Origin of the sequence: Streptomyces sp. L7 (genome assembly GCF_050990935.1) — a bacterium.
Taxonomy (GTDB): Bacteria; Actinomycetota; Actinomycetes; order Actinomycetales; family Microbacteriaceae; genus Leifsonia.
This window is the reverse complement of sequence record NZ_CP194644.1, coordinates 889,676-914,611: the sequence shown is the minus strand read 5'-3', so window position 1 is coordinate 914,611 and position 24,936 is coordinate 889,676. Positions and strand designations below refer to the sequence as shown.

The following is a 24,936-nucleotide window of genomic DNA, read 5'->3' as shown; positions in this document are numbered from 1 at the left end:
CCGCGCGCCGTCAGCGCCGGGCGCAGGAAGCGGATGGGGTGGTCGTCGGTGGAGATCCCGGTGGCCCACAGGTCGCTCGCGAGCTGCTCGGCGGGGAGAGCATCGGCAGCAGCGGCGGCTGCACGGTGATCGCGGTGCCCACCAGGTACTCGGGCCGCTCCTGGGCGGCGTTGCCGGCCTCCCAGATCGCCTGCCGCGGGGACAGCCCGAACCCCTCGAAGGCGCCGGCCGCGGCGAGCGCCTCGAGCTGCGCCACCGTCAGCCCGACCCGGCGGGAGAGGTCGCTCAGGTCGCGGTAGGGCCCCGACGCCTCGCGCTCGGCCACGATCCGCCCGGCGAGCGTCTCGCCGATGGAGGTGACGCCCGCCAGCCCCAGTCGCACCGCGTGCCCGGCATCGCGGCGGTGGGCGGCGAAGTCGAGCGGAACGGTGCGGTCGAAGCCGCCGACCGGGGGCTGGTCGGGCTCCAGGCACGGGTCGGTCCCTGTCGGCCCCTGACGCGCCGGGTCGATGGCCTCCAGCAGGGGGAACACCCCGGAGAGCTGGATGTCCGGCCGGCGCACCACCACGCCGTGCCGCCGGGCGTCGGCAGTGAGCGTGCGCGGCGAGTAGAACCCCATCGGCTGCGCGCGCAGCAGCGCCGCGAGGAACGCTCCGGGGTAGTGCAGCTTCATCCACGAGCTCACGTACACCAGCAGCGCGAAGCTGATCGCGTGGCTCTCGGCGAAGCCGAAGTTGGCGAAGGCCTCGATCTTCTCGTAGATCGCGTCGGCGTCGGCCCCGACGATCCCGTTGTGCGCCATCCCCTCGTAGAGCTTCGCCCGCAGCGCGCCGATCTTCTCCACGCCGCGCTTGGAGCCCATCGCCCGGCGGAGCAGGTCGGCGTCCTCGGCGGTGCAGTCGCCCACGGCGACGGCCATCTGCATGAGCTGCTCCTGGAACAGCGGGACGCCCATCGTCCGCTCCAGCACCGGCACCAGAGCGGGGTGCAGGTAGGTGACCGGCTCCTTGCCGAGCTTGCGGCGGATGTACGGATGCACCGCGCCGCCCTGGATGGGCCCGGGGCGGATCAGCGCGATCTCGATCACGAGGTCGTAGAAGCTGCGCGGCTGCAGGCGCGGCAGCGTGCCGATCTGGGCGCGGCTCTCCACCTGGAACACCCCGATCGAGTCGGCGCGGCAGAGCATGTCGTAGACGCCGGCCTCCTCCTTCGGGATGCTGTCCAGCGTCCACACCTCGCCGAGGGACGCCTCGATGGTGCGCATCGAGTAGTCGAGCGCGGAGAGCATCCCGAGCCCGAGCAGGTCGAACTTGACCAGGCCCATCCAGGCGCAGTCGTCCTTGTCCCACTGCAGCACGGTGCGGTTCTCCATGCGGGCGTGCTCGATCGGGCAGACCTCGCCGACGGGCCGGTCGGTGAGCACCATTCCGCCGGAGTGGATGCCGAGGTGCCGCGGGAACTTCAGCACCTGCTGGGCGAGATCGACGACGGCCTCCGGGATGTCGTGCTCGTCGGTCGTGGTCACCCGGCTCCACGAGTCGATCTGCTTGCTCCAGGCGTCCTGCTGCCCGGTGGAGTGGCCGAGCGCCTTCGCCATGTCGCGCACGGCGTTCTTGGGTCGGTAGGTGATCACGTTGGCGACCTGGGCGGCGTTGTGCCTGCCGTACTTGGCGTAGACGTACTGGATGACCTCCTCGCGCCGGTCGGAGTCGAAGTCGACGTCGATGTCCGGCTCCTCCTCACGCATGGAGGAGAGGAAGCGCTCGAACGGCAGGTCGTACTTGATCGAGTCCACCGCCGTGATCCCGAGCAGGTAGACCACCGCCGAGTTCGCCGCGGAGCCGCGGCCCTGGCAGAGGATGCCGCGCTCACGGGCGAACCGCACGATGTCGTGGACGATGAGGAAGTAGCCGGGGAAGTCCTTCGCCTCGATCACGTCGAGCTCGCGCTCGATGCGCTCCCGCTTGGCCGGGTTGCGGTCGAGGTCGGGGTAGCGCTCTGCGGCGCCGCGCCAGGTGAGCTCGCGCAGCCAGCTCATCGGGGTGTGCCCGTCCGGGACCTCCTGTTTGGGCAGCTTCGGCCGGGCGCTGCGCAGCCGGAACGCCAGGTCGTCCGCGATGTCGGCGGTGCGCTCGACGGCGCCGGGATAGCGGGCGAACCTCGTTGCCATCTCCCGGCCGCTGCGCAGGTGCGCGGCGGCGGAAGCGGGCAGCCAGCCGTCCATCTCGTCCAGGCTCCGTCGGGCGCGCACCGCGGAGACCGCTGTCGCGAGCGGGTACTGCGCGGGCGTGGCGTAGTGGACGTTGTTGGTGGCGACGACCGGGAGGCCGAGCCGGCCGGCGATCCGGGCGAGCACGTCGTTGTCGGTGGTGTCGCGCGGGCCACCCTGGTCGATCAGCTCCACCAGCACGTTGTCGTGGCCGAACAGCTCGGCGAGGCGGGCGACCTCCCGTTCGGCGGCCCGCTCGCCGTGCTCGGCCAGCGCGAGACGCACGTCGCCCTTGCGGCAACCGGTGAGCACCATCCACTCGCCGCCGGACTGCTCGGCGAGCTCCGGGAGGCCGTACATCGGCCGGCCCTTCTCCTCGCCGGCGAGCTGGCCGGCGGTGATGGCGGCGGCCAGCCGGTGGTAGCCGGCCTGCTGGCGGGCGAGCAGCACGAGGTGACTGCCCTCCGGGTCGGCCTCCCCGTTCTGCGGCCGGCTGAGCGAGAGCGACAGTTCGGCGCCGAACACGGTCTTGACGCGTTCGTAGGCCTCCGCCGCCTCGGCGAGCCGGACCACGCCGTACAGGCCGTCGTGGTCGGTCAGGGCGAGGCCGTGCAGGCGCAGCCGGGTGGCCTCCTCGAGCAGCTCCTCGGGTGCGCTGGCGCCGTCGAGGAAGCTGAAGGTGCTGTGCGCGTGCAGCTCGGCGTAGCGGACGTGGCCTTCGTCCGGTTCGTCCGGCATCGCCTGCGCGACGTACTTCTGCCGCTTGCGCGACGAGGGCCGCTCCGGCTGCTCCTGCTCGCTGACGCGCCGCCCGCTCAGCCGCCGCTCGAACTCGGACCACGGGATCGGCGGGTTATTCCACCCCATCGCGCACTCCTTCCTGCGACCCGCCAGAGGGGTCGCAACACGCCGTTACCCGCCGGGCGAAGCGGCGTGTTGCGACCCTGTCCGCCGGTGGGCGGTGGGCGGGAGGCGGTGCGGGCTAGTCATAGCGGGCCTCGGCGAACCAGGCGGCGCCGGTGAGGGCGAGCAGCCAGGCGGTGCCGTCGGCGTCGACGAGCTGGAAGCGGTGCATGGCGCGGGCGAGCGTCGCGTCCCACCAGCGCTCGCGCACCGGCCACGGGCCCGCCCAGGAGTCGACCGGCCGGGCGTCGCGCGCCGCGCCGGTGGGGGAGAACGACACGATCGGCGCGGTGACGTCGCCGCGGTCGGTGACCTCCACCGGCTCGCCGGACGCGCTCAGCACCGCCACCGGCCGCGGCACCTCGAACACCGTGGAGGGCGCGGGCGCCGGCAGCGACCCGGGCCAGGGCCGGTCGGAGCGGGCGACGCCCACCGGCCGGTCGCCCCACGGCACGAGCACCTGCCGGTCGGACAGCGCCCGGCCACCGCCGATCGTCGCGGTGACGACCGCGTCGTGACCGAGCATGCCCTGCACGCGGGTGAGCCCGTGGTGGATGCGCTCGTCCGCGCCGCCGCCCCACAGGCCGTCCTCGTGGTGGCCGATGTCGTCCACGGCCTCCGGGGCGACGGCGACCTTGGCGATCGGGGAGGCGAGCCCGGAGTCGATGGAACCCGCGCCCTGGAGCTGCCAGCGCACCCGGTCGACCACGTCGGAGGCCGAGAACAGCCGGGGATGCTGCCAGCTCCGCTCGCTCAGCCTCCCGCGCTCGTCGGTCACCTCGATGCGCAGCGACGTGCACACCAGCCCGGCTTTGGTGAGCCCGGCCACGAACTGCTCGGCCGTGCCGCGGAACGCGAAGGTCACCTGGTCGACCCGGTCGAGGGGAGGTTCGAACTCGATCGCCCGGTCGAGCATCTTCGGCGGGGTGCGCGGCACCACGGCGGCGCCGTCCATCCCGCTGGCCAGGTCGTGGGCGTGCTCGCCGCGCTCCCCGAACCGTTCGCGGACGTCCAGCCGGTCGAGCCGCGCCAGGTCGCCGAGGGTGCGCAGGCCCAGCCGGCGCAGAAGCGGGGTGAGCTCGGTCAGGCCGAGCTGGGCGACCGGCAGCGGGGCGAGGAAGGCGGGGGAGCCGCCCGGTGGGACGACGCGGACGCGGGGCGCGGTCTGCGCCATTCCCATGGAGGGGGCCGCCCCGGTGGAGCGGGCGGCCTGCTCGGCGGCGAATGGCCCGTCGGCGATCCCGACCCGCACATCGTCGAGCGCGAGCCCGGTCACGTCCTCCAGCCCCTCCAGGCAGCGCAGCAGCTCCGCGGCCGCGGCCTCCTCGCCACCGTAGTAGCGCGCCGGTCCGCGCGCCCGCAGCACGCAGGTTCCCGGCCGCACCGCCTGGACGCCCGGCGTGATCTCCTCGATCGCGGTCAGCACCGGCTCGAAGGCGCGCGCGTCCAGCACGGGGTCGTAGAGGACGACCTCCAGCTCAGGGCAGCGCGATTGCGCCTCCCGGACCCGGAGCCCGCGGGTGACGCCGTCGGCGCGGGCGTGCGAGGAGCAGGCGAACACCATCCCCTTCTCGACCAGCGCCAGCGGCACGTCCGCCGGAAGCTCCAGGCGCTGCCGGGCGGCGATGACCGGCCAGTCGGGGCACCAGAGCACGATCGCGCGGGTGACCTGCCGCATCGGAGACATGGCTAGCTCACCGCCTCCAGGCGCGTCGGCGCGGAGGCGCGGAACGTCTCGTCCATCGCCGGCAGCCAGAGCTCGGCCCGGCGCCGCGGCCCGGCCCCGCCGCGGGGCGCGGCCTCCACCGTCACCCGCCGGGAGGAGAGGTAACCGGCGCCGGCCCCCAGGCCGTCCCAGCCGCTGCGGACCACGGAGAGCGCCGCCTCCGCCTGCGGCCAGTCGCCGGCGACGACGAGCGTGGCCTCCCGCTGCCGCAGCCGCGCGGTCAACCGCGCGACGTCGCCGCTCTTCGGCCGCTCCGGGGGCGCGACGGCGATCACGCCGAGCACGTCGGCCATCGCGGCAGTGACGGTCAGCCACTGCGGCCCGGGATGCGGCACCAGCACGAGCCGTTCCAGGTCGATGCCGAACCGCCCGGCGGCCTCCGCCCCGAAGTCGGGCATCCCGACCACCCCGCACCAGGCGCCCGCGGCGCTCGGCCCGGCGAGCATCGCCATCAGGAGCGTGGTGGAGCCGTGCACCGTGTAGGCGGCGCCGGCCTTGAGTGCGCCGCCGGGCAGCAGCGCGGCGAGCGCGGGATGCGTCTCCAGCCGCCGCGCGTCGAGCTTCGTCGCCTGCATCTGCCGGATGCGCGACTGCAGCTCGTGCACCTGCGCCCGGTCGGCGACCGGGTCGGGGAAGGTGCGTGCGACGGCGAGGGACATACACCTATTTTCGAACACATGTTCGAATACCGCAAATGTATTCTGGTGCGAAAGCGCGCGGATGCGACAACAGGAGAAACGCTCCGAAACTCCTTCACGACGCTGTTCCGCAGGCGTTCAGGCGCGTGTCGCGGAGGAAACTCCTGCGGCTACGGCCGACCCGCCGGTTCTGTCACGAAGTCGATCAGTTGCTCGACTCGGCCGAGGAGCTCCGGCTCCAGGTCGCTGTAGGTGCGCACGCGGGACAGGATGAGCTTCCAGGCCCGGGCGATGTCCGCCTGCGTCTCGTGCGGCAGTCCGAGCGCCGTGCAGATGCCGTGCTTCCACTCGATGGAGCGCGGGATCGACGGCCAGGTCTCCAGCCCGACCCGCGCGGGCTTCACGGCCTGCCAGATGTCGATGTAGGGGTGGCCGACCACGAGCACGTGCGCGCCGTACGGGCCGCGGGCGACCTTTTCGGCGATCCTGCTCTCCTTGGACCCCGGTACCAGGTGGTCGACCAGCACGCCCACGCGGCGGCTCCGGTCGGGCGCGAACTCGCGCACGATCGCGTCCAGGTCGTCCACGCCCTCCAGATACTCCACGACGACGCCCTCCACCCGGAGGTCGTCGCCCCACACGCGCTCCACCAGCTCGGCGTCGTGACGGCCCTCCACGAAGATGCGGCTGGCGCGGGCGACGCGCGCCTTCTGCTCGCCGACCGCGAAGGACCCGGAGGCGGTGCGGCCACGACCGGCCGGGGCGCGGCTCGGCACGACGAGCTTCACGGGCTCCCCGTCGATCAGGAAGGACGCCCCCAGCGGGAACACGCGCTTCGCCCCGAAGTAGTCCTCCAGCTCGACGGTCTGCGCCTCCAGTCGGACGATCGCGCCGCAGAACCCGGTGCCGGCCTCCTCGACCACCAGGTCGCGCACAGCCTCGACGGTCGGCACCGCCTTACGGCCGGCGTTCTTCCAGTCGCTCGCCAGCACATCGGATCCGTAGCGGTCGTCGTCCATCACGTTCAGAGAGGCTAGGGGATCGGCGGGGCGCGGTGGCGGAGGCTCCCCGCGGGAGGGCGGGATGCCCAGCCCGGGCCGGTCAGTCGAAGATCCGCACCAGCCGCCAGCTCCGGTCGTCGGCGTCGTGCCGCACGTCGAACACGTGCGCCACCCCGCCGTCGCTGGTCGCCTGGAACCGCCAGCCCCCGATCTCCCGCGGCAGCGCGCCGACGCCGTACCGGTGCTCGCCGAACGGCCGCCACCACGCGCAGATCTCCGCCCACACCGTCGGGGTGTCGCTCACCCGGTAGCGCGTCGAGCGCCAGACCAGGCGGGTCGGGATGCCGTCCTCGGTGGTCCACACGGCCACCGCCTCGTCGATGTCGGTCATGAGCGGGTGCTCCTTTCACTCGAACGTATGTTCGAAATGCAAGTGTAAACCTGGACTCCGACAGCGCGCACCCGCGCGTATCGTCCGCCTGCCATACTGACCGCATGACAGACTTCCGGGACCCGTCGAACGCGTCGCTGCGCCTCAGCAACGACGAACGGGAGCGCGCCGTCGCCGCGCTCCAGTCGCATGCCACGCAGGGGAGGCTGAGCGACGCCGAGCTGCAGTCGCGCGTCGCGGCCGCGCGGTCGGCCGTCACGCGCGGCGACCTCCAGCCACTGTTCGCCGACTTGCCCGGCGTACTGCACCTGGACGGCGCCACGGGCCCGGACGCCGGGCCGAGCAGTCCCGCCGCCGCGGCGTGGCAGGCGTCGCAGCCCGGCCCGAGCCCGTGGGGCTACCCGCCGGCGCCGGGCGAGCACGGCCGGCCCGTCACCCGCTGGGGGCTGCTCGTCGTCTCGATCATGCCGTTCGTCGCGGTCATCCTGTTCTTCCTGACCGGGATGGCGTGGGGCTACGCGTACAGCTGGCTCTGGTTCCTGCTCATCCCGCTCGCCGGCGCGCTGGTCTACGGCGTCGACGGGGAGACCGCCGGCGACGCTAGGCGTCAGCCGACCGTCGCCCCGAACAGCAGTCCGAGCAGGTACGTCGCGGCCGCCGCGCCGTACCCGATCGCGAGCTGCCGCAGCGCCCGCTTGAGCGGCGACGCGCCCGACAGCAGGCCGACGATCGCGCCGGTCCCGAGCAGCACGAGGCCGACGAGCACGGCGGCGACCACGATCGCGGCGGTGCCGGTGAGCCCGAAGATGAACGGCAGGATCGGGATGAGCGCGCCGGAGGCGAAGAAGCAGAAGCTCGACAGCGCGGCGCTCCAGCCGTTGCCGACGGCCTCGTGCTCGTCCTCCACGGCCCCGGGCACTGCGACCGGTGAGGTGTAGGCGCCGAGCGTCGTCAGCACCTCGTGGGCGTGTGCCTGCGCCTCCGTCTGGTCCATGCCGCGGGCCCGGTAGACGAGCGTGAGCTCGTTCGCGTCCACATCCAGGTGCGAGAGCGCCGAGCTGGTCGCCGGGTTGGGGCTGGAGGCCTCCAGCAGCTCGCGCTGCGACCGCACCGAGACGTACTCGCCGGCGCCCATCGACAACGCACCGGCGAGGAGGCCGGAGACGCCCGTGAGAAGCACGACGTGGCTCGGCACGCCGCTCGCGGCCACACCGAGCACGAGTGCCAGGTTGCTGACCAGGCCGTCGTTGGCGCCGAACACGGCCGCGCGGAACGTCCCGGAGAGCCGTTGCCGGCCACGGGCGGCGAGCGCGCGCACGACCTCCTCGTGCACCTGCTCGTCCGCCGCCATCTGCGGCGTGGCGTCGGCGTCGTCCGCGTACGGCGACCGCGCCTCCGCCCGCTGCGCGAGCGCGAGCACGAACACCGAGCCGAACCGGCGGGCAAGGAAGCCGAGCATCCGGGTACGGATGTCGCCGCGCAGCGGGCGGCCGACCTGGTCGCCCAGGAGGTCGAGCCAGTGCTGCTCGTGGCGGCGCTCGGCCTCGGCCAGCTCGAGCAGGATCTCGCGCTCCTCGCCCTCCCGGCGGCCGGCGAGGTCGCGGTAGACGGCGGCTTCGGCGCGCTCGTCCGCCAGGTACTGGCGCCAGCGTTTGATGTCGGCGTGCGTCGGGGTGCGCGGGACGGGGAGGGCTCGGGGGTGCTCATCGGGTGACGAGTCTACCGGCGGCGGCGAAACGGTCGCCCCAGACGGCGGCCAGCTCGCGCACCTCGGCCGGCCCTTCGATCGTGAACGGCGCGGCGACCGCGGCGAGGCCGAACAGCGCCCACTCGGGCGAGTCCGCCGTGATCCGCACCCGGGTGCGCGCCGTCCCGTCCGCCGCTGGAGCCTCTGCTGCGGCCTCCGCCCAACGCCCGATGGCCTGCTCCACGTCGGCGAGCGGAGCCGCGATCAGCGCGTCCACGACGAGGGACTCCACCGCTCCGGCGAGCGACTCCCGCACGTACTCGGCGGCGTCGGCCGCGGGCAGCGTCCGCGGGCGGAAGCGGGCCCCGGTGGGCTGCGGCGCGGCCATCCGGTCCAGCCGGAAACTCCGCCAGTCGAATCGGCCGATGTCGTACGCGACGAGGTACCAGCGGCGCCCGACCGAGACCAGCCGGTGCGGCTCCACCGTGCGCTCGGACGCCTCCCCGTCGCGGCGCACGTAGGAGAACACCAGGCGCTCCTCGTCCCGGCAGGCCTGCGCGACGACGGTCAGGAGCTCCGCGTCGACCACCGGACCCGGTCGCAGCTCGGAGGCGAGCGTGGCCACGCGGAGGGCGTCCACCCGGCGGCGCAGACGGGGCGGCATCACCTGCACCACCTTGGCGAGCGCCCGGACGGACGCGTCCGCGACTCCGGCGACGCCGCTCTGTGCAGCGGTGCGCAGGCCGACGGCGAGCGCCACGGCCTCCTCGTCGTCCACGACGAGCGGCGGCAGCGACGCACCGGCGGCGAGTTGATAGCCGCCGGCGACCCCGCGCGTGGCGTCGACGGGATAGCCGAGGTCGCGCAGCCGTTCGACGTCGCGCCGGAGCGTGCGGGGCGACACGTCCAGCCGGTCGGCGAGCTCCTGACCCGGCCAGTACCGGTGCGTCTGCAGGAGCGACAGGAGCTGGAGGGTGCGGGAGCCAGTGCTGGCCATGCCCCCAGTGTGCCGCGTCTTCCGGTCGGGATGTGGCCGCTATCGCTCCTGCAGCGCGTCCGGATCGTGCGGCAGCAGAGACCGTGCCCCGCGCCGCGACAGCGTGAGCACCGCCTCGGCAATGTGCTCGTTGCGTTCGATCTCCTGCTCCACGGCATAGAGGTCGTCCGCGACATCGGACTCCGGGGCATTGCCGATCAGGTCGACCGCCGCGACGAGGAACACCCGCTCCGGCCCCACGTACTCCAGGTGCAGGTAGGTGACGCGCTCGACCTGGGGATGCTGCAGGAGTGAAACGAGGGCCGCCTGGTTGACCCGGTCCGGGGCAGGCTCGCCGAGCAGGAAGCGCCTGTTGCGGTCGATCAGCACCACCGCTACGACCGCGAGCAGGATGCCGACGAGGATGGAGCCGACCGCGTCGTAGACGCTGTTGCCTGTGAGCTCGTGGAGGAGCACCCCGAGGAACGCGATGACCAGTCCGATCAGCGCGGCGGCGTCCTCCGCGACGACCGCGCGCAGCGTCGGATTGGAGGTGCTGAGGATGTGCTCCAGCGTCCCGGTGTCGCGTTCGGCCGCCATCGACCTGGCCTGGCCGAACGACTGCACGAACGAGAAGCCCTCGAACACGAAGGCGACGGCGAGCACGAGGTAGTTGATCAGGTAGTTCGTGTCCGGCTCGCCGGTCCCGAGCTGGGAGAGGCCGTGCAGGATCGAGACGACGGCGCCGGCGGTGAACAGGCCCACGGCCGCGAACAGCGACCAGACGTACGCCTCGCGGCCGTAGCCGCTGGGGTGGAGGTCGTCCTGCGGTCGGCGCGCGCGCCGCTCGGCCTGCAGCAGGAAGATTTCGTTCCCGGAGTCCGCCCAGGAGTGCGCCGCCTCCGCGACCATCGACGCGGAGCCCGTGAGCACCGCCGCGATCGTCTTCGCGAGCGCGACGAGGATGTTCGCGCCGAGCGCGAACAGGACCGTGAACAGACTCTGTTTCGAGCGCTTCGGATTCGCCATGCCCGCCACAGTACGACCACCACGGCCGGCGAAGCACCACGGCAGGCGACTCACCACGGCAGGGGAAGGCAGGACCTGAAGAATCGTGACGTGCAAACACAGAAGGCCCCGATCTCTCGATCGGGGCCTTCGCCGGTGTCCGAGGGGGACTTGAACCCCCACGCCCTATACGGGCACTAGCACCTCAAGCTAGCGCGTCTGCCATTTCCGCCACCCGGACGGGTGTTTTCCGGCCGCCGAAGCTTCCGGCTGCCGAAGAAAGACATTAGCACGAAACCCACTGTCGCTCTGACATCGTCGCGCACCTCGGGCGTGGCGGGACGGGGCGCCGGTAGCGTGGAGGGATGAGCGACTCCACCGACACCGCCGCGATCGGGCCTGACGAGATCGGGCCTGACGAGATCGAGCTGGACGAGACTGCGATCATCGCGCGCGACCTCATCCGCTTCGACACCACCAACTTCGGCGAGGGCCGGTCCAACGGTGAGACGGAAGCGGCCGAGTACGTGGAGGCGCGGCTGAGCGCGCTGGGGCTCGCGCCGCAGCTCTTCGAGTCCGATCCCGGGCGCACGAGCGTCGTCGCCCGGGTGGAGGGACGCAACAGCGCCAAGCCCGCCCTCGTGGTGCACGGCCACCTGGACGTCGTCCCCGCCGACCCGCGCAACTGGTCGGTGGACCCGTTCGGCGGCGTGGTGAAGGACGGCCTGCTCTGGGGCCGCGGCGCGGTCGACATGAAGAACATGGACGCGATGATCCTGACCGCGGTCGGCGACATCCTCGGCGCGGGGGAGCAGCCCGAGCGCGACCTGGTACTCGCCTTCTTCGCCGACGAGGAGGACGGCGGCCGGCGCGGCTCGCACTTCCTGGTGGACACGCAGCCGCAGCTCTTCGCCGGCGCCACGGAGGCCATCAGCGAGGTCGGCGGCTACTCCATCTACCTCGGCGGCCGGCGCGCGTACCTGCTGCAGACGGGGGAGAAGTCGCTGGTCTGGATCAAGCTCATCGCCCGCGGCCGGGCCGCGCACGGCTCCCGGCTCATCAAGGACAACGCGATCACCAAGCTCGCCGAGGCGGTCGTCGCGATCGGCAGGCGCGAGTGGCCGATCCAGCTCACCGACACGACGACCCGGCTGATCGCGGAGCTCGGCCGGCTGCTCGACGTCGATCCCGAGCAGGTCGGCCCCGACGAGGTCGTGCTGCGCACCGGCACCGCGGCGGGCTTCATCCTGGCGACGCTGCGGGCGACCAGCAACCCGACGCTGCTGGAGGCCGGCTACAAGCACAACGTGATCCCGGACACAGCGGAGGCGCTCATCGACATCCGCACGCTGCCCGGCGACGAGGACCGCGTGCTCGCGGAGGTGCGCGAGCTGATCGGCGACGACGTGGAGATCCAGGTCATGCACCGCGACATCGGCCTGGAGGCGGAGTTCGGCGGCGAGCTGGTCGACGCGATCACCGGCACCCTCGAGCGGCACGATCCGGGCGCCCCGGTGCTGCCCTACCTGCTCTCCGGAGGCACGGACAACAAAGCGCTGAGCCTTCTCGGGATCACCGGCTACGGCTTCGCGCCGCTGCGCCTGCCGAGCGACCTCGACTTCCCGGGGATGTTCCACGGCGTCGACGAGCGGGTGCCGCTGGAGGCACTAGTGTTCGGCAGGTCCGTCCTGCGCGACCTCCTGCGCAGCTACTGAAAGAGCCTTCGTGGAATTCCTCAACGCCCTCATCCTGGGTGTCGTCCAGGGACTCACCGAGTTCCTGCCGATCTCCTCCAGCGCCCACATCCGCATCGTCGGGACGCTGCTGGGAACCGGCGCCGACCCCGGCGCCCGCTTCACCGCGATCATCCAGCTCGGCACCGAGGCCGCCGTGCTGCTGTACTTCTGGCGCGACATCGCCCGCATCGTCACCCACTGGTTCCAGGCGCTGCTCGGCCGCATCCCACGCAACGACCCCGACGCCCGGATGGGATGGCTGGTCATCCTCGGCAGCGTCCCGATCGTCGTGCTCGGCCTGCTCTTCCAGGACGCGATCGAGACCACCTTCCGGTCGCTCTGGATCGTGGCGACGACGCTCATCGTCTTCGGCGTCCTGCTCGGGATCGCCGACCGGGTGGGCGCGAAGACCCGCCGCCTGCGCGAGCTCACGTGGGGTCACGGGATCATCTTCGGCTTCGCCCAGGCGCTCGCCCTCATCCCGGGAGTCTCACGTTCGGGAGGCACGATCACGGCCGGGCTGTTCATGGGCTACCAGCGCCGCGCCGCCGCCCGCTACTCGTTCCTGCTCGCGATCCCCGCGGTCTTCGGGAGCGGTCTGTACCAGCTCTACAAGGCGTTCAAGGAGCCCTGCACGGCGGCGCTCCAGGCGGCGGGCACGTGCACGCCGGAGGTCTTCGGTCCCGTCGAGACGGCGGCCGCGACGATCGTCGCGTTCGTGGTCGGGCTGGTCGTGATCGCCTTCTTCATGGGCTACATCTCGCGGCGCAGCTTCCTGCCGTTCGTCATCTACCGCATCGGGCTCGGCGGACTGCTGATGGTCCTGCTCGGGACGGGCGTCCTGGAAGCCTGACCGGCCCGCGACACGCGCGGGTGCGTGCCGCTCCCGGGTGAAATCGCGCGGGATTCAGCCCCGGCGCGGGTCGTCGCCCGCTCTGCCGTCGCGCCCGTCCCGGCCGTCGCCGCGGCGGCGGAGGTAGCGCTCGAACTCCTGCGCGATCGCCTCGCCGCTCGCCTCCGGGGAGTCGACGGTGTCGCGCGCCTGCTCGAGCTGCTGGATGTAGGCGGCCATCTCCTCGTCGTCGGAGGCGAGCGCGTCGATCCCGGCCTCCCAAGCGGCGGCCTCCTCGACCAGCGTCCCGCGCGGGATGGTCACATCGACCAACTCCTCCAGCTTGTCGATCAGGGCGAGCACGGCCTTCGGGCTGGGCGCGTTGTGCACGTAGTGCGGCACGGACGCCCAGATCGAGATGGTGGGGATGCCGACGTCCTCCGCGCCCTCGGCGAGCGCGCTGAGGATGCCGACCGGTCCCTCGTAGGTCGAGCGCTCGATCCCCAGCTCGGCGCGGACCGCGGCCGACTCGCTGGTGGCGAAGACCGAGATCGGGCGGGTGTGCGGGACATCGGCGAGCATCGCGCCGAGGAAGACGATGACGCCGATGTCCTCGGCGAGGGCGGCATCCATGATCTCGGCGGTGAAACTGCGCCAACTCCGCGACGGCTCGGTGCCGAGCAGCAGGAAGATGTTGCCGGAGTTGTCGCCGGTCACGTCCAGCTCGGCGTCGCCGGCGAGCGCGTCGCCCACCCGCCCGGGGCGCGCCGGACCCATCACGACCGCGGACGGCCAGACGAGGCGGCGACGGCCGTCGTCGTCGGTGACGACCGGACGATTGAATTGGAAGTCGAAGTAGAGTTCGGGGTCCACCTCGGCGATCGGGACGACGTCGAGCTGCTCCTTGAGCGTCTTCACGGCGCCGCTGGCTGCTTCGCCTGCGTCGTTCCATCCTTCGAAGGCCACCACCAGGATGCGCCCGCCGAGGATGTTCTTCGCGTCAGTCACGTGGCCTACTCATCCTCTCGTCGACGGTCCGCTCGGCCGCCGTTCCCACCAGGATAGGCCCCGACCCCGCCGCGATAGACTTGCCGGTCGTGACCGATCTGACCGCACACCCTCTGCCGGCCGCCGTCTTCTGGGACATGGACGGCACCCTCGTCGACACCGAACCGTACTGGATGGCCTCCGAGCAGGAGCTCGTCGGCTCGTTCGGCGGCATCTGGACGCACGACGACGGGTTGCTGCTGGTCGGCCTCGGGCTGTGGAACTCGGCCGAGATCCTGCGCTCGCGGGGCGTGGCGATGGAGGCGGACGAGATCGTGCACTGGCTGACCGAGCGCGTGCGGCAGCGGCTCACCGAGCAGGGCGTCCCCTGGCGTCCGGGCGCGCGGGAGCTGCTCCGCTCGCTGCGCGACCAGGGCGTGCGCACGGCGCTGGTCACCATGTCGGTCCGCAGCATGGCGGAGCAGATCGTCTCGGCCATCCCGTTCGACGCGTTCGACATCATCGTCAGCGGCGACGAGGTCAGCGACCCCAAGCCCCACCCGGCGCCGTATCTGCGCGCCGCCGAGCTGCTGGGCGTCGCGCCCGGCGACGCGGTCGCGATCGAGGACTCCCTGGTCGGGCTGTCCTCCGCCGTGGCCTCCGGCGCGGCGACGATCGGCGTGCCGCACATCGTGCCGCTGCCCGAGTCGGACGAGCACACGCTGTGGCAGACGCTGGAGGGCCGCACGGCCGACGACATCGCGGCCGTGGCCGCCGGGCGGCGCTCCGCCGCCACCGATCAGGAGGACGCCCGATGACTGCCGAGCACACGATGAGCGAGGGCCGCCGGAACTCCGGCCCGTTCCGGGTGGGGGACCGCGTCCAGCTGACCGGACCCAAGGGCCGGATGAACACCATCACCCTGGAGCCGGGCAAGCTCTTCCACAGCCACCGCGGCGTGCTCGCGCACGACTCCATCATCGGCTTGCCGGACGGCTCCGTGGTCGTCAACAACGCCGGCGTCGAGCACCTGGCGCTCCGCCCGCTGCTCAACGACTTCGTCATGTCGATGCCCCGAGGCGCCGCGATCATCTATCCGAAGGACGCCGCGCAGATCCTCGCGCTGGCCGACATCTTCCCCGGCGCGACGGTCGTGGAGGCCGGTGTCGGCTCCGGCGCCCTGTCGCTCTGGCTGCTGCGCGCGATCGGGCCGGAGGGCCGGCTGCTGTCGTTCGAGCGCCGCGACGAGTTCGCCGACGTGGCCCGCGCCAACGCCGCGACCTTCCTCGGCAGCGACCCGGAGAACTGGAGCGTCACCGTCGGCGACCTCCAGGAGGAGCTGACCGCCGCCGTCGAGCCCGCGAGCGTCGACCGGGTCGTGCTCGACATGCTCGCGCCCTGGGAGACGTTGGACGCCGTCACCGCCGCGCTCAAGCCCGGCGGCGTTGTGCTCTGCTACGTCGCGACCGTCACGCAGCTCTCCCGGGTCGCTGAGGCGATCCGCGCGACCGGCCACTACACGCACCCGCAGTCCAGCGAGACGATGGTCCGCGGCTGGCACGTGGAGGGCCTCGCGGTGCGCCCCGACCACCGGATGATCGCGCACACCGGCTTCCTGATCACCGCGCGCCGCTTGGCCCCGGACACCGTCCTTCCGGAGCTCAAGCGCCGCCCCTCGAAGAGCGACTACGACGACGCCGACGTGGAGGCCTGGACGCCCGGCGCCCTCGGCGAGCGGCAGTCCAGCCCGAAGAGCCTGCGCAAGCGGATGCGGGAGGCCGAGGCGAGCGCGCTCCTCGCGCGTGAGGGTGGCGCGGACGGCTCGGCCGGCGCCGGCTCGCCCGGTGACGAGCGCGACCCGCACGTCGACTAGCATGGTTGAGGTCGTGTGGCGCGCCGCCTGACACGACAACCCCCGCTCGCATCGAAAGAGGACCCGTGCGCAGAGCTACCGCACTCGGAAGATCGTCCGTCGCCCTCCTCGTCGTCGGCATCGCCGCCGCGGCGCTGACCGGATGTTCGTCCAACCCGAACGCCGACTGCGGCTCCGCCCTGAAGAGCGGGCAGGCGTCGGATCTGGTGACGGCCACGGGCCCGATCGGCAAGGAGCCCAAAATCTCCTTCCCGACGCCGGTGGACACCACGACCTCCGAGCGCACGATCATCAGCACGGGCACCGGCGCCCCGGTCGTCAACGGCCAGATGGTGGAGATCCAGTACACGCTGGTCGACGGCCAGACCGGCCAGGTGGGGGAGAAGGGCAGCTACGGCGGGGACACCACCCCGATCACGATCGGCAACTCCAACGCCGCGATCAGCAAAGGCCTGCTCTGCGCGCCGGTCGGCTCCCGGGTCGCCGTCGCGATCTCGCCGAAGGACTCCGGCGGCGCCGGCTCGGGCAACACGAGCATCCTCGTCGCCGACATCGTCCACGCCTACCTTCCGGCGGCCAACGGTGCCGTCCGCCCCTCGGTCTCCGGCTTCCCGACCGTCGTGCTCGCGCCGACCGGCCAGCCCGGCATCACGATCCCGTCCTCCGGCGGCGCTCCCAAGACCGTCCGCTCCGAGACCCTCAAGGAGGGCGACGGCGAGGAGGTCAAGGCCACCTCGCAGGTCGTCCTCCACTACACCGCGGTCGGTTGGGACCAGAAGAACGTGGTGATGAGCAGCTGGCAGAGCAAGTCGCCCGACATCGTGTCGATGAGCACCGGCCAGAGCGCGCTCAACCAGGCGCTGCCCCAGGAGGTCCTGAAGCCGCTGATCGGCCAGAAGGTCGGCTCGCAGCTCGTCATCGAGGCCCCCGCCAACGGCAACGTCCCCGCCTCCGCCTGGGTGGTCGACATCCTCGGGATCCGCTGAGTCCCGACTAGGATGGTCGGGTGCCCCGATCCTCGTCTTCGCCCGCGCGCGTCCCGGTCGAGGAGCGTCTCTTCAGCCTCGTGCTGGCGCTGCTCGCGACGGAGAACGGCCTGACGAAGAACGAGATCCTCTCGACCGTCCAGGGCTACCGCCAGCGCTTCGAGGCTCACGGCGACAACAGCAGCCTGGAGCGCCAGTTCGAGCGCGACAAGGACGACATCCGCGAACTCGGCGTCCCCCTGGAGACCGTCGAGTCGCCGGAGGCCGCCGGCAACAACCAGCTGCTGCGCTACCGCATCCCGAAGGGGGCGTACGACCTCCCGGCGGACGTGGTGTTCTCCCCGGAGGAGATCACCCTGCTCGGCCTCGCCGCCACGGTGTGGCGCGAGGGCTCGCTGTCGGGGAGTCGCGCCGCGCGCTGATGAAGCTGCGCTCGCTCGGCGTGGAGGCCGACGAGCCGGTCGTCGGCTACGCTCCGCGCCTGCGCGCCCGTGAGAGCGCCTTCGAACCGCTGAGCCAGGCGCTGGAGCGGAACGCGATCGTCCAGTTCCCCTACCTCAAGCCAGGCGAGAGCGCGTCGCGGGTCCGCACCGTCGCGCCGCTCGCGCTGGTGCAGCACCAGGGCCGCTGGCACCTGCAGGGCATCGACCAGGAGGCCGGCGGCTCGCGCACCTTCCTGCTCTCGCGCATGGTCGGGCCGGTCAAGGTCACCAACCGCACGTTCACGCCGGAGGGCGGCGACTTCGCCGAGCGGGCGCTGGAGGACCTGGAGCGGATCTGGGCGGCGAACGTCGCCGAGATCGAGGTGACCGCCGGCACCGACGCCGCGACCCGGCTGCGCAAGCGCTACGGCGACGCCGTTCCGGCCGAGCACGAGGGCGCGGCCTTCCGGCTCACGGTGAACTTCTCGGACATCAACATCCTCGCCGACCAGCTCGCCGCCTTCGGCCCGGAGGTGCTGGTGCTCGCTCCGGACGAGCTGCGCGACAAGGTGGTCGAGCGGCTGGTGGCGGTCGCCGAGGCCCACGAGGGCGCCGCGGGCGCGGGGGAGGAGCAGGGCCGTGGCTGAGCGCAGGCGCCCGATGCAGGCGCAGGACAAGCTTGCGTTCCTGCTCGCGCTGGTCCCGTACCTGATGGACCGCGACCGGGTCACCGTCGCCGAGGCCGCCGAGCACTTCGGCGTCGACGAGGAGAGCATGCGCGACGCCGTGCGGCTCATCGCCGTCTCCGGCATCCCCGGCGAGACGAACGCGTACCAGCCCGGCGACCTGTTCGACATCTCGTGGGACGACTTCGAGGAGAACGACCGCATCGTCCTCACCCACCAGGTGGCGATCGACGACTCGCCGCGGTTCTCGGCCCGGGAGGCCGCGGCGCTCATCGCCGGCCTGCAGTACCTCACGGCGCTGCCGGAGAACGCCGATCGCGACGTGATCGGCTCGCTGATGGCCAAGCTCGCCCGCGGCGCGTCGGCCGCGCCCAGCCAGGTAGCGGTGGCCCGGTCCGAGTCCGACGAGGCGCTCGCCACCATCCGCGACGCCGTCATCGCCGGAACGCAGCTCGAGTTCGACTACCTGAACTCCCGCGGGGAGCGGGAGCGCCGCCGGGTCGACCCGTTGCGTGTCGAGTCCGTCGACCAGGACTGGTACCTGCGCGGTTGGGACCACCTGCGCACCGCGATCCGCACCTTCCGGCTCGACCGCATCGACGGTCTGGTGGCCACGGCCGAACCGATCACCTACCGGCCGGGCGACCTCAAGCTGCCTGAGACGCTCTTCGAGGGCACGCCGGAGGACCAGCTCGTCACCGTCGAGGTGTCCGCGTCCGCGATCCCGCTCATCGAGGACTACATTCCGGAGGGCGCGTCGCGCCAGGAGCGCGACGGGGTGATCCGCACGAGCGTGCGCGTGGCCCACTTCCACGGCCTCAAGCGCCTGGTCGCCGGCCTCGCCGGGGTGCTCACCGTGCTCGACCCGCCGGAGGCTCGCCGGCTCGTCGCGGACTGGGCGCGTGCGGGCGCCGACCGCTACCGTTAGGCTCCCTGCATGCCGTGGTGGTCGTGGGTCGTCATCTGGGTCGCTCTCGTGCTCGGACTGCTCGGCATGCTCGCGTTCTTCGCCTGGTGGCTGTTCCGCAAGGCGATGGCCGCCGGGCGCGAGGCCGGGGCGCTGATCGAAAAGGCGGATATCCTCAGGCAACGCTCGGCTGGCATGCGGTACGCTGAGTTTCACAGCGCGGTCTTCGCCGACGCGGACGTACTCCGCGCCGAACGCGAGCAGGCCGTCGCCGACCGGCAGGTCGCACGGCAAGCTCGCAGAGATCGGCGAGTCAACCGCGGTAAAATACTCGTCAATGCGGATCCGTTCCGTTACTCGTACTTGAACAGAAGGACGTAATCATGCTCGGCGGCCTCACCGGATGGCACCTGCTCATCATTCTCGCGGTCATCCTCCTTCTGTTCGGTGCTCCCAAGCTCCCCGCGCTCGCGAAGAGCATCGGCCAGTCCATGCGGATCTTCAAGGGCGAGGTCGACGAGATGAAGAAGGACGGCAAGGACGACAGCGCGACCACCGATGCGTCGACCACCGCTCCCACCACCTCTGCGCCCACTACCGCCGCGCCGACCACCGCCGTGCCGACCGCCGACTCGACCGAGTCCAAGCCGAAGCAGTAGCTGCGTGGCCTCCACCAAGCGAGGCAAGAACCGCGAAGGCCGGATGTCGCTGGCCGAGCATTTCGTCGAGCTTCGCAAACGTCTCTTCCGTGCCGCCCTCGGCCTCCTGGTCGGCGCGATCGTGGGCTGGATCCTCGCCGGTCCCGTGATGGACGCATTGCGCGCACCGATCACCGAGATCGCCAAGCAGCAGGGCCGGGAGGCGTTGCTCAACTACGGGAGCATCACCGGCGCCTTCGACCTGAAGATGCAGATGGCGATCACCATCGGCATCATCGTCTCGAGCCCGGTCTGGCTCTGGCAGATCTGGGCGTTCTTCGTGCCGGCCTTGACGCGCAAAGAGCTCAAGTACGCTTTCGGCTTCTTCTTCACCGCGGTGCCGCTGTTCATCGCCGGCGGTGTGGCCGGCTGGATGCTCGTCCCGCACATGGTCAGCCTCCTGACCAGCTTCGCGCCCGAACAGGACGCGGCCATCATCGACGCGAAGACCTACATCGACTTCGTCACCAAGCTGGTCCTCGCGGTCGGCGTCGCCTTCGTCCTGCCGGTGTTCCTGGTGCTGCTCAACTTCGTCGGGGTGCTGAGCGCCAAGTCGATCATCGGCTCGTGGCGTTGGGCGATCATCGCGATCGCGCTCTTCACCGCGATCGCGACGCCCGCGGCCGACGTGCTCTCGATGTTCCTGCTCGCCGTGCCGATGGTGGTGCTCTACTTCGGCGCCTACGGGGTCGCGTGGATCCACGACCGCCGCGCGGCCAAGGCGGCGATGCGGCTGGAGGCCGAGCTCGCGGCATAGGCTGGGCGCGTGACCGACCAGCAGCAGCTCTCCCCGGCCGAACGCTTCGCCGCCTCGCGGCAGCGGGCGCAGCAGCCCCTGCTGGAGTCCTTCCGGGAAGGGCTGCGCTTCGACCTCGACCCCTTCCAGCGCGAGGCGTGCGCCAGCCTGGAGAACGGGCGCAGCGTGCTGGTCGCCGCGCCGACCGGCGCGGGCAAGACGATCGTCGCCGAGTTCGCGGTGTTCCTCGCGATGCGCGAGGCGAATTCGAAGGTGTTCTATACCACGCCGATGAAGGCCCTCAGCAACCAGAAGTTCCAGGAGTTCGTCGAAGCCTACGGGCCCGAGGCGGTGGGCCTCCTCACCGGCGACACCAACATCAATTCGCACGCCCGCATCGTGGTGATGACGACCGAGGTTCTCCGCAACATGCTGTATGCGGATTCCGACCTCCTCGGCGACCTGGCGTACGTCGTGATGGACGAGGTGCATTACCTGGCCGACCGCTTCCGCGGGGCCGTGTGGGAGGAGGTCATCATCCATCTTCCGCAGGCGGTGCGCATGGTGTCGCTCAGTGCCACCGTCTCCAACGCCGAGGAGTTCGGCGACTGGCTGCAGGCCGTGCGCGGCGACACGGACGTGGTGGTGTCCGAGGAGCGCCCGGTACCCCTGGAGCAGCACATCCTGATGCGCACCAAGCTGATCGACCTGTTCGACTCGTCAGGGCTGGCGGCGACCAACCGGGTGAACCCGGAACTCGTGCAGATGGCGCGCTACGGCGGCCGGGTGCTCTCCGGGCGGCAGGCGCGCGATGTCGGGCGCTATCATTCCCGCGGCGGGCGCCCCGACACGTTCCGGATGAACCGCGCGGACTTCGTCCGGATGCTGAACGAGCACAACCTCCTGCCCGCGATCTTCTTCATCTTCAGCCGCAACGGCTGCGACGCCGCCGTCCGGCAGACGCTGCGCGAGGGCGTGCGCCTCACGGAGCAGCGCGAGCGCGACGAGATCCGCGCCATCGTCGAGGAGCGCTGCCGCACCCTGCTGGACGAAGACCTCGCGGTGCTCGGCTACTGGGAGTGGCTGGAGGGCCTGGAGCGCGGCGTCGCGGCCCACCACGCCGGGATGCTGCCGGCCTTCAAGGAGGTCGTGGAGGAGCTCTTCCGCCGCAAGCTGGTCAAGGTCGTCTTCGCGACCGAGACGCTGGCACTCGGTATCAACATGCCGGCCCGCACCGTGGTGCTGGAGAAGCTGGAGAAGTTCAACGGCGAGGCGCGCGTGCCGATCACGCCGGGGGAGTACACCCAGCTCACCGGTCGCGCCGGCCGCCGCGGCATCGACGTCGAGGGCCACTCCGTGATCCAGTGGGAGGACGGCCTCGACCCGCAGTCGGTCGCGTCGCTGGCCTCCCGGCGCAGCTATCCCCTCAACTCCAGCTTCCGGCCCACCTACAACATGGCCGTCAACCTCATCGACCAGTTCGGCCGGGTGCGCACCCGCGAGATCCTCGAGTCGTCGTTCGCGCAGTTCCAGGCCGACCGCGCGGTGGTCGACCTCGCCCGCAAAGTGCGGCAGCAGGAGGAGTCCCTCGCCGGCTACGAGAAGGCGATGGAGTGCCACCTCGGCGACTTCCGCGAGTACTCGCGAATCCGCCGTGAGCTCAGCGACCTGGAGAAGAAGGGTCAGCGCATCGAGAACGCCTCCAAAGCCGAGCGCGAGCGGCGCCAGCGGCAGCTCGCCGCGCTGCGGAAGCGGATGCGGGAGCACCCGTGCCACCGCTGCCCGGACCGCGAGCAGCACGCCCGCTGGTCGGAGCGCTGGTGGAAGCTCAAGCGCGACACCGATCGGCTGAGCGCGCAGATCCAGTCACGCACCGGAGCGGTCGCCAAGGTCTTCGACCGGGTGTCGGACGTGCTGCTGGAGCTCGGCTACCTGACCGAGGAGGACGGCGAGACGGCGCTGACCGTCCACGGCCGCACCCTCAAGCGCATCTACGGCGAGCGCGATCTCCTCGTCGCCGAGTGCCTGCGGCGCGGGTACTGGAAGGAACTCGACGCCGCGGGCCTCGCCGCGATGGCGTGCGCGCTCGTCTTCGAGCCGCGCCGCGACGACGGCCTGGCGCACGACCGGAACCTCCCGCGCGGCGCGTTCCGCCCGGCGCTGGAGCGCACGACCGACCTCTGGGCCCGGCTGGACGACCTCGAGCGCGACAACCGCCTCCCGGGCAGCGAGCCCGTCTCCACGGCGCTGGCGCTGGCGATGCACCAGTGGGCGCGCGGCGCCGCGCTGGACGTCGTGCTGCGCGAGGCCGACATGGCCGCCGGCGACTTCGTCCGCTGGGCGAAGCAGACGATCGACCTGCTCGACCAGCTCTCCTTGGTCGCGCAGGGCAACGTCGGACGCACGGCACGGCAGGCGCTGGAGTCGATCCGCCGCGGCATCGTCGCCTACTCCGCCGTTGCCTGAGGGTTCCGGTCCCGTGGCTGTGCGGGACGCAGAGCGCGATGCCTTAGGCTCTCCCTTCGTGACCCGATCGCCGCGCGCCCGCAGACAGCGCCGTGCAGCACTGCCGCTCGCTCCGTTGCCGCTCTGGGGTGCTCTGCTCCTCGCCCTCAGCTCCGGCCCGATCCTCGCCGCCGGCTTCCCGGGCCATGACGTCTGGCCGCTGACGTTCGTCGGCATCGGGATGGTGCTGGTCGCGCAGCGCGGCCGGACCGCGGGCTCCGCGTTCGCTGTCGGCTGGCTGGCGGGTGAGGCGTTCTATCTGCTGCACGTGTCGTGGACCTCGCTCTACTTGGGGCCGGTGCCGTGGATCGCCCTCTCTACGCTCGAAGCGCTGTTCTGGGGCGCGGGCGGTGTCCTGATCACCCTCGCCTACCGGTGGGTGCCGCGAGCCTGGCCGGGCATCGGGGCCCGTCTGGGGCTGGTCCCGGTGATCGTCGCCGGGCTCTGGGTGCTGCGGGAGTACGTGACCGGCAACTGGCCGTACGGCGGGTTCTCCTGGGGACGCGTCGCCGAGTCGCAGTCGCTGAGCCCGTACGCGCCGCTCGTCGCGTGGCTCGGCATCTCCGGGCTCGGCTTCGTCATGGTCTGGCTGGTCGCGCTCCTCATCGAGCTGTTCTTCGCAGCGGACGTGCGCGCGCTCGTGCGCGGCGCCGTCGCCCTCGGCGCGATCGCGCTGGTGCTGGCCGTTCCGTCGTGGCCGGCGACGACGCACGGCACCACCCGGATCGCCGCGGTGCAGGGGAACGGACCCGCCGGGTACTTCGACAAACGGGCGACCGAGTACTCCGTCCTCAACTCGCAGGTGGACGCGTCCAACGCCATCCCCGACGCCGAGGTGACCGGCAAGAACGCCGTCGACATGGTGGTCTGGCCGGAGGGAGCGGCACAGCCCGACCCGACGCGCGATCCCGCGAGCGCCGCGGCCCTCGACGAGCAGGCCCGGCGGTTCGGCGCGCCGATGATCGTCGGGACCATCACCTACCGCGACGGTCAGTACTTCAACACATCGCTGCAGTGGGAGGCCGGGAAGGGCGCGGTCGACTATTACGACAAGAAGCACCCTGTGCCGTTCGGCGAGTACGTCCCGGATCGGTCGTTCTGGCGTCCGTTCGCCCCCCAGCTCATCGACCTCATCGGCCGGGACTACACGCCGGGGACGCGCGACAACGTGTTCGACGTCCGCGGCGTCCGGGCGGGCATCTCGATCTGCTTCGACATCGTGGACGACCAGCTCCTCACCGACATGATGAACGACGGCGCGCAGGTCATCCTGGCCCAGACCAACAACGCCGACTTCGGCCAGACCGACGAGAACCAGCAGCAGCTCGCGATCGCCCGGTTGCGCGCGATCGAGTCCGGCCGCGCCCTGGTGAACATCTCCACGGTCGGCAGCAGCCAGATCATCGCGCCGGACGGGAGGACGATCACCGAGATCGCCCCGTTCGCGCCCGGGCACATGGTCGCGGACGTGCCGCTCGGAACGACGACCACGCCGTCGACGCTGATGAGCCGCGGCATCGAGTTCCTCGTCGCCGGTCTCGGTCTCTTCGGCCTCCTGGTGGCGTCGTTCTCCCGGAAGCAGCCGCTGCCGGCCACGAGAAAGCCGCTCCCACCGGAACGGTGAGAGCGGCTGAAGGGGGTGCGACCGTCAGGCGGTGTGCTTGTGCTCGGTCGTCCCGCGGCGTGCGCGCAGGTACTGGAGTCGCTCCTCGAGGAGCTCTTCGAGCTCGGCGCGGCTGCGACGCTCCAGGAGCATGTCCCAGTGGCTGCGCGGCGTCTTGACGTCCGAGTGGTCGATCTCGACGGGCTTGTCGTCGACCAGCAAGCGGGCCTCGTGGCCGCAGTGCTTGCACTCCCAGGCACTGGGAGGCTCGGCCTCGGCGGAGAAGACCATTTCGGTCTCCTTGCCGCAGTCGGGGCACAGGTAGGTGTAACGGGAACGCGGAGAGTAGACGACGCCTTCTTCGCTTTGTAAGCTCTGGGCGCCAAGCCTCATTCCGCGCAAACTGCGATCTGCCATCGTGTGGTC

The 24,936-nt window shown here is 71.5% G+C and carries 24 protein-coding genes, 1 tRNA gene and 1 pseudogene; 15 read left to right on the top strand and 11 right to left on the bottom strand.

Translation table 11 applies throughout. The features are described 5' to 3' along the window. Positions 1 to 10 precede the first annotated feature (10 nt). The 5 genes from ACR5MH_RS04485 to ACR5MH_RS04465 form a co-directional block, all read right to left on the bottom strand. The gene (locus ACR5MH_RS04485) at positions 11 to 3,076 is read right to left on the bottom strand and encodes an error-prone DNA polymerase (protein WP_433862338.1); all 3,066 of its coding nucleotides are present in this window, start codon (positions 3,074 to 3,076) and stop codon (positions 11 to 13) included. A gap of 115 nt (positions 3,077 to 3,191) precedes the next feature. Further along, positions 3,192 to 4,790 (bottom strand): DNA polymerase Y family protein, encoded by a 1,599-nt coding sequence (locus ACR5MH_RS04480; protein WP_433862337.1) that lies wholly within the window; start codon positions 4,788 to 4,790, stop codon positions 3,192 to 3,194. An 11-nt stretch (positions 4,791 to 4,801) separates the two neighbouring features. Further along, complete coding sequence (locus ACR5MH_RS04475; RefSeq protein ID WP_431346436.1) at positions 4,802 to 5,497, bottom strand: hypothetical protein; 696 nt, start codon at positions 5,495 to 5,497, stop codon at positions 4,802 to 4,804. Positions 5,498 to 5,646: 149 nt separating this feature from the next. Next, the gene (locus tag ACR5MH_RS04470; RefSeq protein WP_431346573.1) at positions 5,647 to 6,495 is read right to left on the bottom strand and encodes a DUF3097 domain-containing protein; all 849 of its coding nucleotides are present in this window, start codon (positions 6,493 to 6,495) and stop codon (positions 5,647 to 5,649) included. Between the two features lie 82 nt (positions 6,496 to 6,577). Continuing rightward, on the bottom strand, positions 6,578 to 6,868 hold the full coding sequence (locus tag ACR5MH_RS04465) for a DUF6504 family protein (protein WP_345835143.1): 291 nt from the start codon (positions 6,866 to 6,868) through the stop codon (positions 6,578 to 6,580). A 104-nt stretch (positions 6,869 to 6,972) separates the two neighbouring features. On the opposite strand from ACR5MH_RS04465, the pseudogene ACR5MH_RS04460 reads away from it, so the two are divergent. After that, a pseudogene (locus tag ACR5MH_RS04460) lies at positions 6,973 to 7,152 on the top strand (DUF1707 SHOCT-like domain-containing protein); the annotation flags it as partial. Positions 7,153 to 7,475: 323 nt separating this feature from the next. On the opposite strand, the gene ACR5MH_RS04455 reads toward ACR5MH_RS04460, so the two are convergent. Further along, positions 7,476 to 8,327 carry a VIT1/CCC1 transporter family protein gene (locus tag ACR5MH_RS04455; RefSeq protein WP_433862336.1) on the bottom strand — a complete coding sequence of 284 codons (852 nt, stop codon included), beginning with the start codon at positions 8,325 to 8,327 and terminating at the stop codon, positions 7,476 to 7,478. Between the two features lie 60 nt (positions 8,328 to 8,387). On the opposite strand from ACR5MH_RS04455, the gene ACR5MH_RS04450 reads away from it, so the two are divergent. After that, positions 8,388 to 8,582 (top strand): hypothetical protein, encoded by a 195-nt coding sequence (locus ACR5MH_RS04450; protein ID WP_431346437.1) that lies wholly within the window; start codon positions 8,388 to 8,390, stop codon positions 8,580 to 8,582. Here ACR5MH_RS04450 and ACR5MH_RS04445 read toward each other — a convergent pair. The 3 genes from ACR5MH_RS04445 to ACR5MH_RS04435 all read right to left on the bottom strand — a co-directional run bounded on the left by ACR5MH_RS04445 (position 8,572) and on the right by ACR5MH_RS04435 (position 10,781). Then, entirely contained in the window at positions 8,572 to 9,552 is a 981-nt protein-coding gene (locus ACR5MH_RS04445) for a helix-turn-helix transcriptional regulator (protein ID WP_431346438.1), read from the bottom strand. The two genes, ACR5MH_RS04450 and ACR5MH_RS04445, sit on opposite strands and share 11 nt — an antisense overlap. Positions 9,553 to 9,591: 39 nt before the next feature. Further along, a complete protein-coding gene (locus tag ACR5MH_RS04440; RefSeq protein WP_431346439.1) occupies positions 9,592 to 10,560 on the bottom strand; it encodes a cation diffusion facilitator family transporter in 969 nt (322 codons plus the stop codon). Between the two features lie 135 nt (positions 10,561 to 10,695). After that, positions 10,696 to 10,781: transfer RNA gene (locus ACR5MH_RS04435), tRNA-Leu, on the bottom strand. Between the two features lie 123 nt (positions 10,782 to 10,904). Here ACR5MH_RS04435 and ACR5MH_RS04430 point away from each other — a divergent pair. After that, entirely contained in the window at positions 10,905 to 12,254 is a 1,350-nt protein-coding gene (locus tag ACR5MH_RS04430; RefSeq protein WP_431346440.1) for a M20/M25/M40 family metallo-hydrolase, read from the top strand. 10 nt (positions 12,255 to 12,264) lie between these two features. Beyond that, entirely contained in the window at positions 12,265 to 13,128 is an 864-nt protein-coding gene (locus tag ACR5MH_RS04425) for an undecaprenyl-diphosphate phosphatase (RefSeq protein WP_431346441.1), read from the top strand. A gap of 54 nt (positions 13,129 to 13,182) precedes the next feature. Here the strand turns inward: ACR5MH_RS04425 and ACR5MH_RS04420 are convergent, their stop codons facing one another. Then, positions 13,183 to 14,115: a proteasome assembly chaperone family protein gene (locus tag ACR5MH_RS04420; protein ID WP_431346442.1), complete on the bottom strand. Its 933-nt coding sequence runs from the start codon at positions 14,113 to 14,115 to the stop codon at positions 13,183 to 13,185. Positions 14,116 to 14,204: 89 nt separating this feature from the next. Here ACR5MH_RS04420 and ACR5MH_RS04415 point away from each other — a divergent pair, with 89 nt between their 5' ends. The 11 genes from ACR5MH_RS04415 to lnt all read left to right on the top strand — a co-directional run bounded on the left by ACR5MH_RS04415 (position 14,205) and on the right by lnt (position 24,531). Beyond that, the gene (locus ACR5MH_RS04415; RefSeq protein ID WP_431346443.1) at positions 14,205 to 14,912 is read left to right on the top strand and encodes an HAD family hydrolase; all 708 of its coding nucleotides are present in this window, start codon (positions 14,205 to 14,207) and stop codon (positions 14,910 to 14,912) included. After that, positions 14,909 to 15,967: a tRNA (adenine-N1)-methyltransferase gene (locus ACR5MH_RS04410; protein WP_433862335.1), complete on the top strand. Its 1,059-nt coding sequence runs from the start codon at positions 14,909 to 14,911 to the stop codon at positions 15,965 to 15,967. Before ACR5MH_RS04415 ends, ACR5MH_RS04410 begins: the two co-directional genes overlap by 4 nt. A 65-nt stretch (positions 15,968 to 16,032) precedes the next feature. After that, positions 16,033 to 16,953 carry an FKBP-type peptidyl-prolyl cis-trans isomerase gene (locus ACR5MH_RS04405; RefSeq protein ID WP_431346444.1) on the top strand — a complete coding sequence of 307 codons (921 nt, stop codon included), beginning with the start codon at positions 16,033 to 16,035 and terminating at the stop codon, positions 16,951 to 16,953. Positions 16,954 to 16,973: 20 nt separating this feature from the next. After that, the gene (locus tag ACR5MH_RS04400; protein ID WP_433862334.1) at positions 16,974 to 17,375 is read left to right on the top strand and encodes a hypothetical protein; all 402 of its coding nucleotides are present in this window, start codon (positions 16,974 to 16,976) and stop codon (positions 17,373 to 17,375) included. After that, entirely contained in the window at positions 17,375 to 18,022 is a 648-nt protein-coding gene (locus tag ACR5MH_RS04395; protein WP_433862333.1) for a WYL domain-containing protein, read from the top strand. Before ACR5MH_RS04400 ends, ACR5MH_RS04395 begins: the two co-directional genes overlap by 1 nt. Next, complete coding sequence (locus ACR5MH_RS04390; protein WP_433862332.1) at positions 18,015 to 18,989, top strand: helix-turn-helix transcriptional regulator; 975 nt, start codon at positions 18,015 to 18,017, stop codon at positions 18,987 to 18,989. Before ACR5MH_RS04395 ends, ACR5MH_RS04390 begins: the two co-directional genes overlap by 8 nt. Positions 18,990 to 18,998: 9 nt before the next feature. Next, positions 18,999 to 19,349, top strand: a complete 351-nt coding sequence (locus ACR5MH_RS04385; protein ID WP_431346445.1) for a hypothetical protein — start codon at positions 18,999 to 19,001, stop codon at positions 19,347 to 19,349. 2 nt (positions 19,350 to 19,351) lie between these two features. After that, positions 19,352 to 19,627, top strand: a complete 276-nt coding sequence (tatA, locus tag ACR5MH_RS04380; RefSeq protein ID WP_431346446.1) for a Sec-independent protein translocase subunit TatA — start codon at positions 19,352 to 19,354, stop codon at positions 19,625 to 19,627. Positions 19,628 to 19,631: 4 nt separating this feature from the next. Then, positions 19,632 to 20,423 (top strand): twin-arginine translocase subunit TatC, encoded by a 792-nt coding sequence (tatC, locus tag ACR5MH_RS04375; RefSeq protein WP_433862331.1) that lies wholly within the window; start codon positions 19,632 to 19,634, stop codon positions 20,421 to 20,423. A gap of 9 nt (positions 20,424 to 20,432) precedes the next feature. Further along, positions 20,433 to 22,868 carry a DEAD/DEAH box helicase gene (locus ACR5MH_RS04370; RefSeq protein WP_433862330.1) on the top strand — a complete coding sequence of 812 codons (2,436 nt, stop codon included), beginning with the start codon at positions 20,433 to 20,435 and terminating at the stop codon, positions 22,866 to 22,868. Between the two features lie 58 nt (positions 22,869 to 22,926). After that, positions 22,927 to 24,531 carry an apolipoprotein N-acyltransferase gene (gene lnt, locus ACR5MH_RS04365; RefSeq protein ID WP_431346447.1) on the top strand — a complete coding sequence of 535 codons (1,605 nt, stop codon included), beginning with the start codon at positions 22,927 to 22,929 and terminating at the stop codon, positions 24,529 to 24,531. A 24-nt stretch (positions 24,532 to 24,555) separates the two neighbouring features. Here lnt and ACR5MH_RS04360 read toward each other — a convergent pair whose 3' ends face one another. Continuing rightward, positions 24,556 to 24,927 carry an RNA polymerase-binding protein RbpA gene (locus tag ACR5MH_RS04360; protein WP_431346448.1) on the bottom strand — a complete coding sequence of 124 codons (372 nt, stop codon included), beginning with the start codon at positions 24,925 to 24,927 and terminating at the stop codon, positions 24,556 to 24,558. Positions 24,928 to 24,936: the final 9 nt, after the last annotated feature.

Excerpts from the sequence above, each read along its gene's own strand:
- ACR5MH_RS04395 (WP_433862333.1), top strand. The coding sequence starts at position 17,375 with ATGAAGCTGCGCTCGCTCGGCGTGGAGGCCGACGAGCCGGTCGTCGGC.
- ACR5MH_RS04455 (WP_433862336.1), bottom strand. The coding sequence starts at position 8,327 with ATGCTCGGCTTCCTTGCCCGCCGGTTCGGCTCGGTGTTCGTGCTCGCG.
- ACR5MH_RS04480 (WP_433862337.1), bottom strand. The coding sequence starts at position 4,790 with ATGCGGCAGGTCACCCGCGCGATCGTGCTCTGGTGCCCCGACTGGCCG.
- ACR5MH_RS04360 (WP_431346448.1), bottom strand. The coding sequence starts at position 24,927 with ATGGCAGATCGCAGTTTGCGCGGAATGAGGCTTGGCGCCCAGAGCTTA.
- ACR5MH_RS04385 (WP_431346445.1), top strand. The coding sequence starts at position 18,999 with ATGCCGTGGTGGTCGTGGGTCGTCATCTGGGTCGCTCTCGTGCTCGGA.
- ACR5MH_RS04440 (WP_431346439.1), bottom strand. The coding sequence starts at position 10,560 with ATGGCGAATCCGAAGCGCTCGAAACAGAGTCTGTTCACGGTCCTGTTC.
- ACR5MH_RS04430 (WP_431346440.1), top strand. The coding sequence starts at position 10,905 with ATGAGCGACTCCACCGACACCGCCGCGATCGGGCCTGACGAGATCGGG.
- tatA (WP_431346446.1), top strand. The coding sequence starts at position 19,352 with ATGCTCGGCGGCCTCACCGGATGGCACCTGCTCATCATTCTCGCGGTC.
- ACR5MH_RS04470 (WP_431346573.1), bottom strand. The coding sequence starts at position 6,495 with ATGGACGACGACCGCTACGGATCCGATGTGCTGGCGAGCGACTGGAAG.
- ACR5MH_RS04465 (WP_345835143.1), bottom strand. The coding sequence starts at position 6,868 with ATGACCGACATCGACGAGGCGGTGGCCGTGTGGACCACCGAGGACGGC.
- ACR5MH_RS04445 (WP_431346438.1), bottom strand. The coding sequence starts at position 9,552 with ATGGCCAGCACTGGCTCCCGCACCCTCCAGCTCCTGTCGCTCCTGCAG.
- ACR5MH_RS04485 (WP_433862338.1), bottom strand. The coding sequence starts at position 3,076 with ATGGGGTGGAATAACCCGCCGATCCCGTGGTCCGAGTTCGAGCGGCGG.
- ACR5MH_RS04410 (WP_433862335.1), top strand. The coding sequence starts at position 14,909 with ATGACTGCCGAGCACACGATGAGCGAGGGCCGCCGGAACTCCGGCCCG.
- ACR5MH_RS04475 (WP_431346436.1), bottom strand. The coding sequence starts at position 5,497 with ATGTCCCTCGCCGTCGCACGCACCTTCCCCGACCCGGTCGCCGACCGG.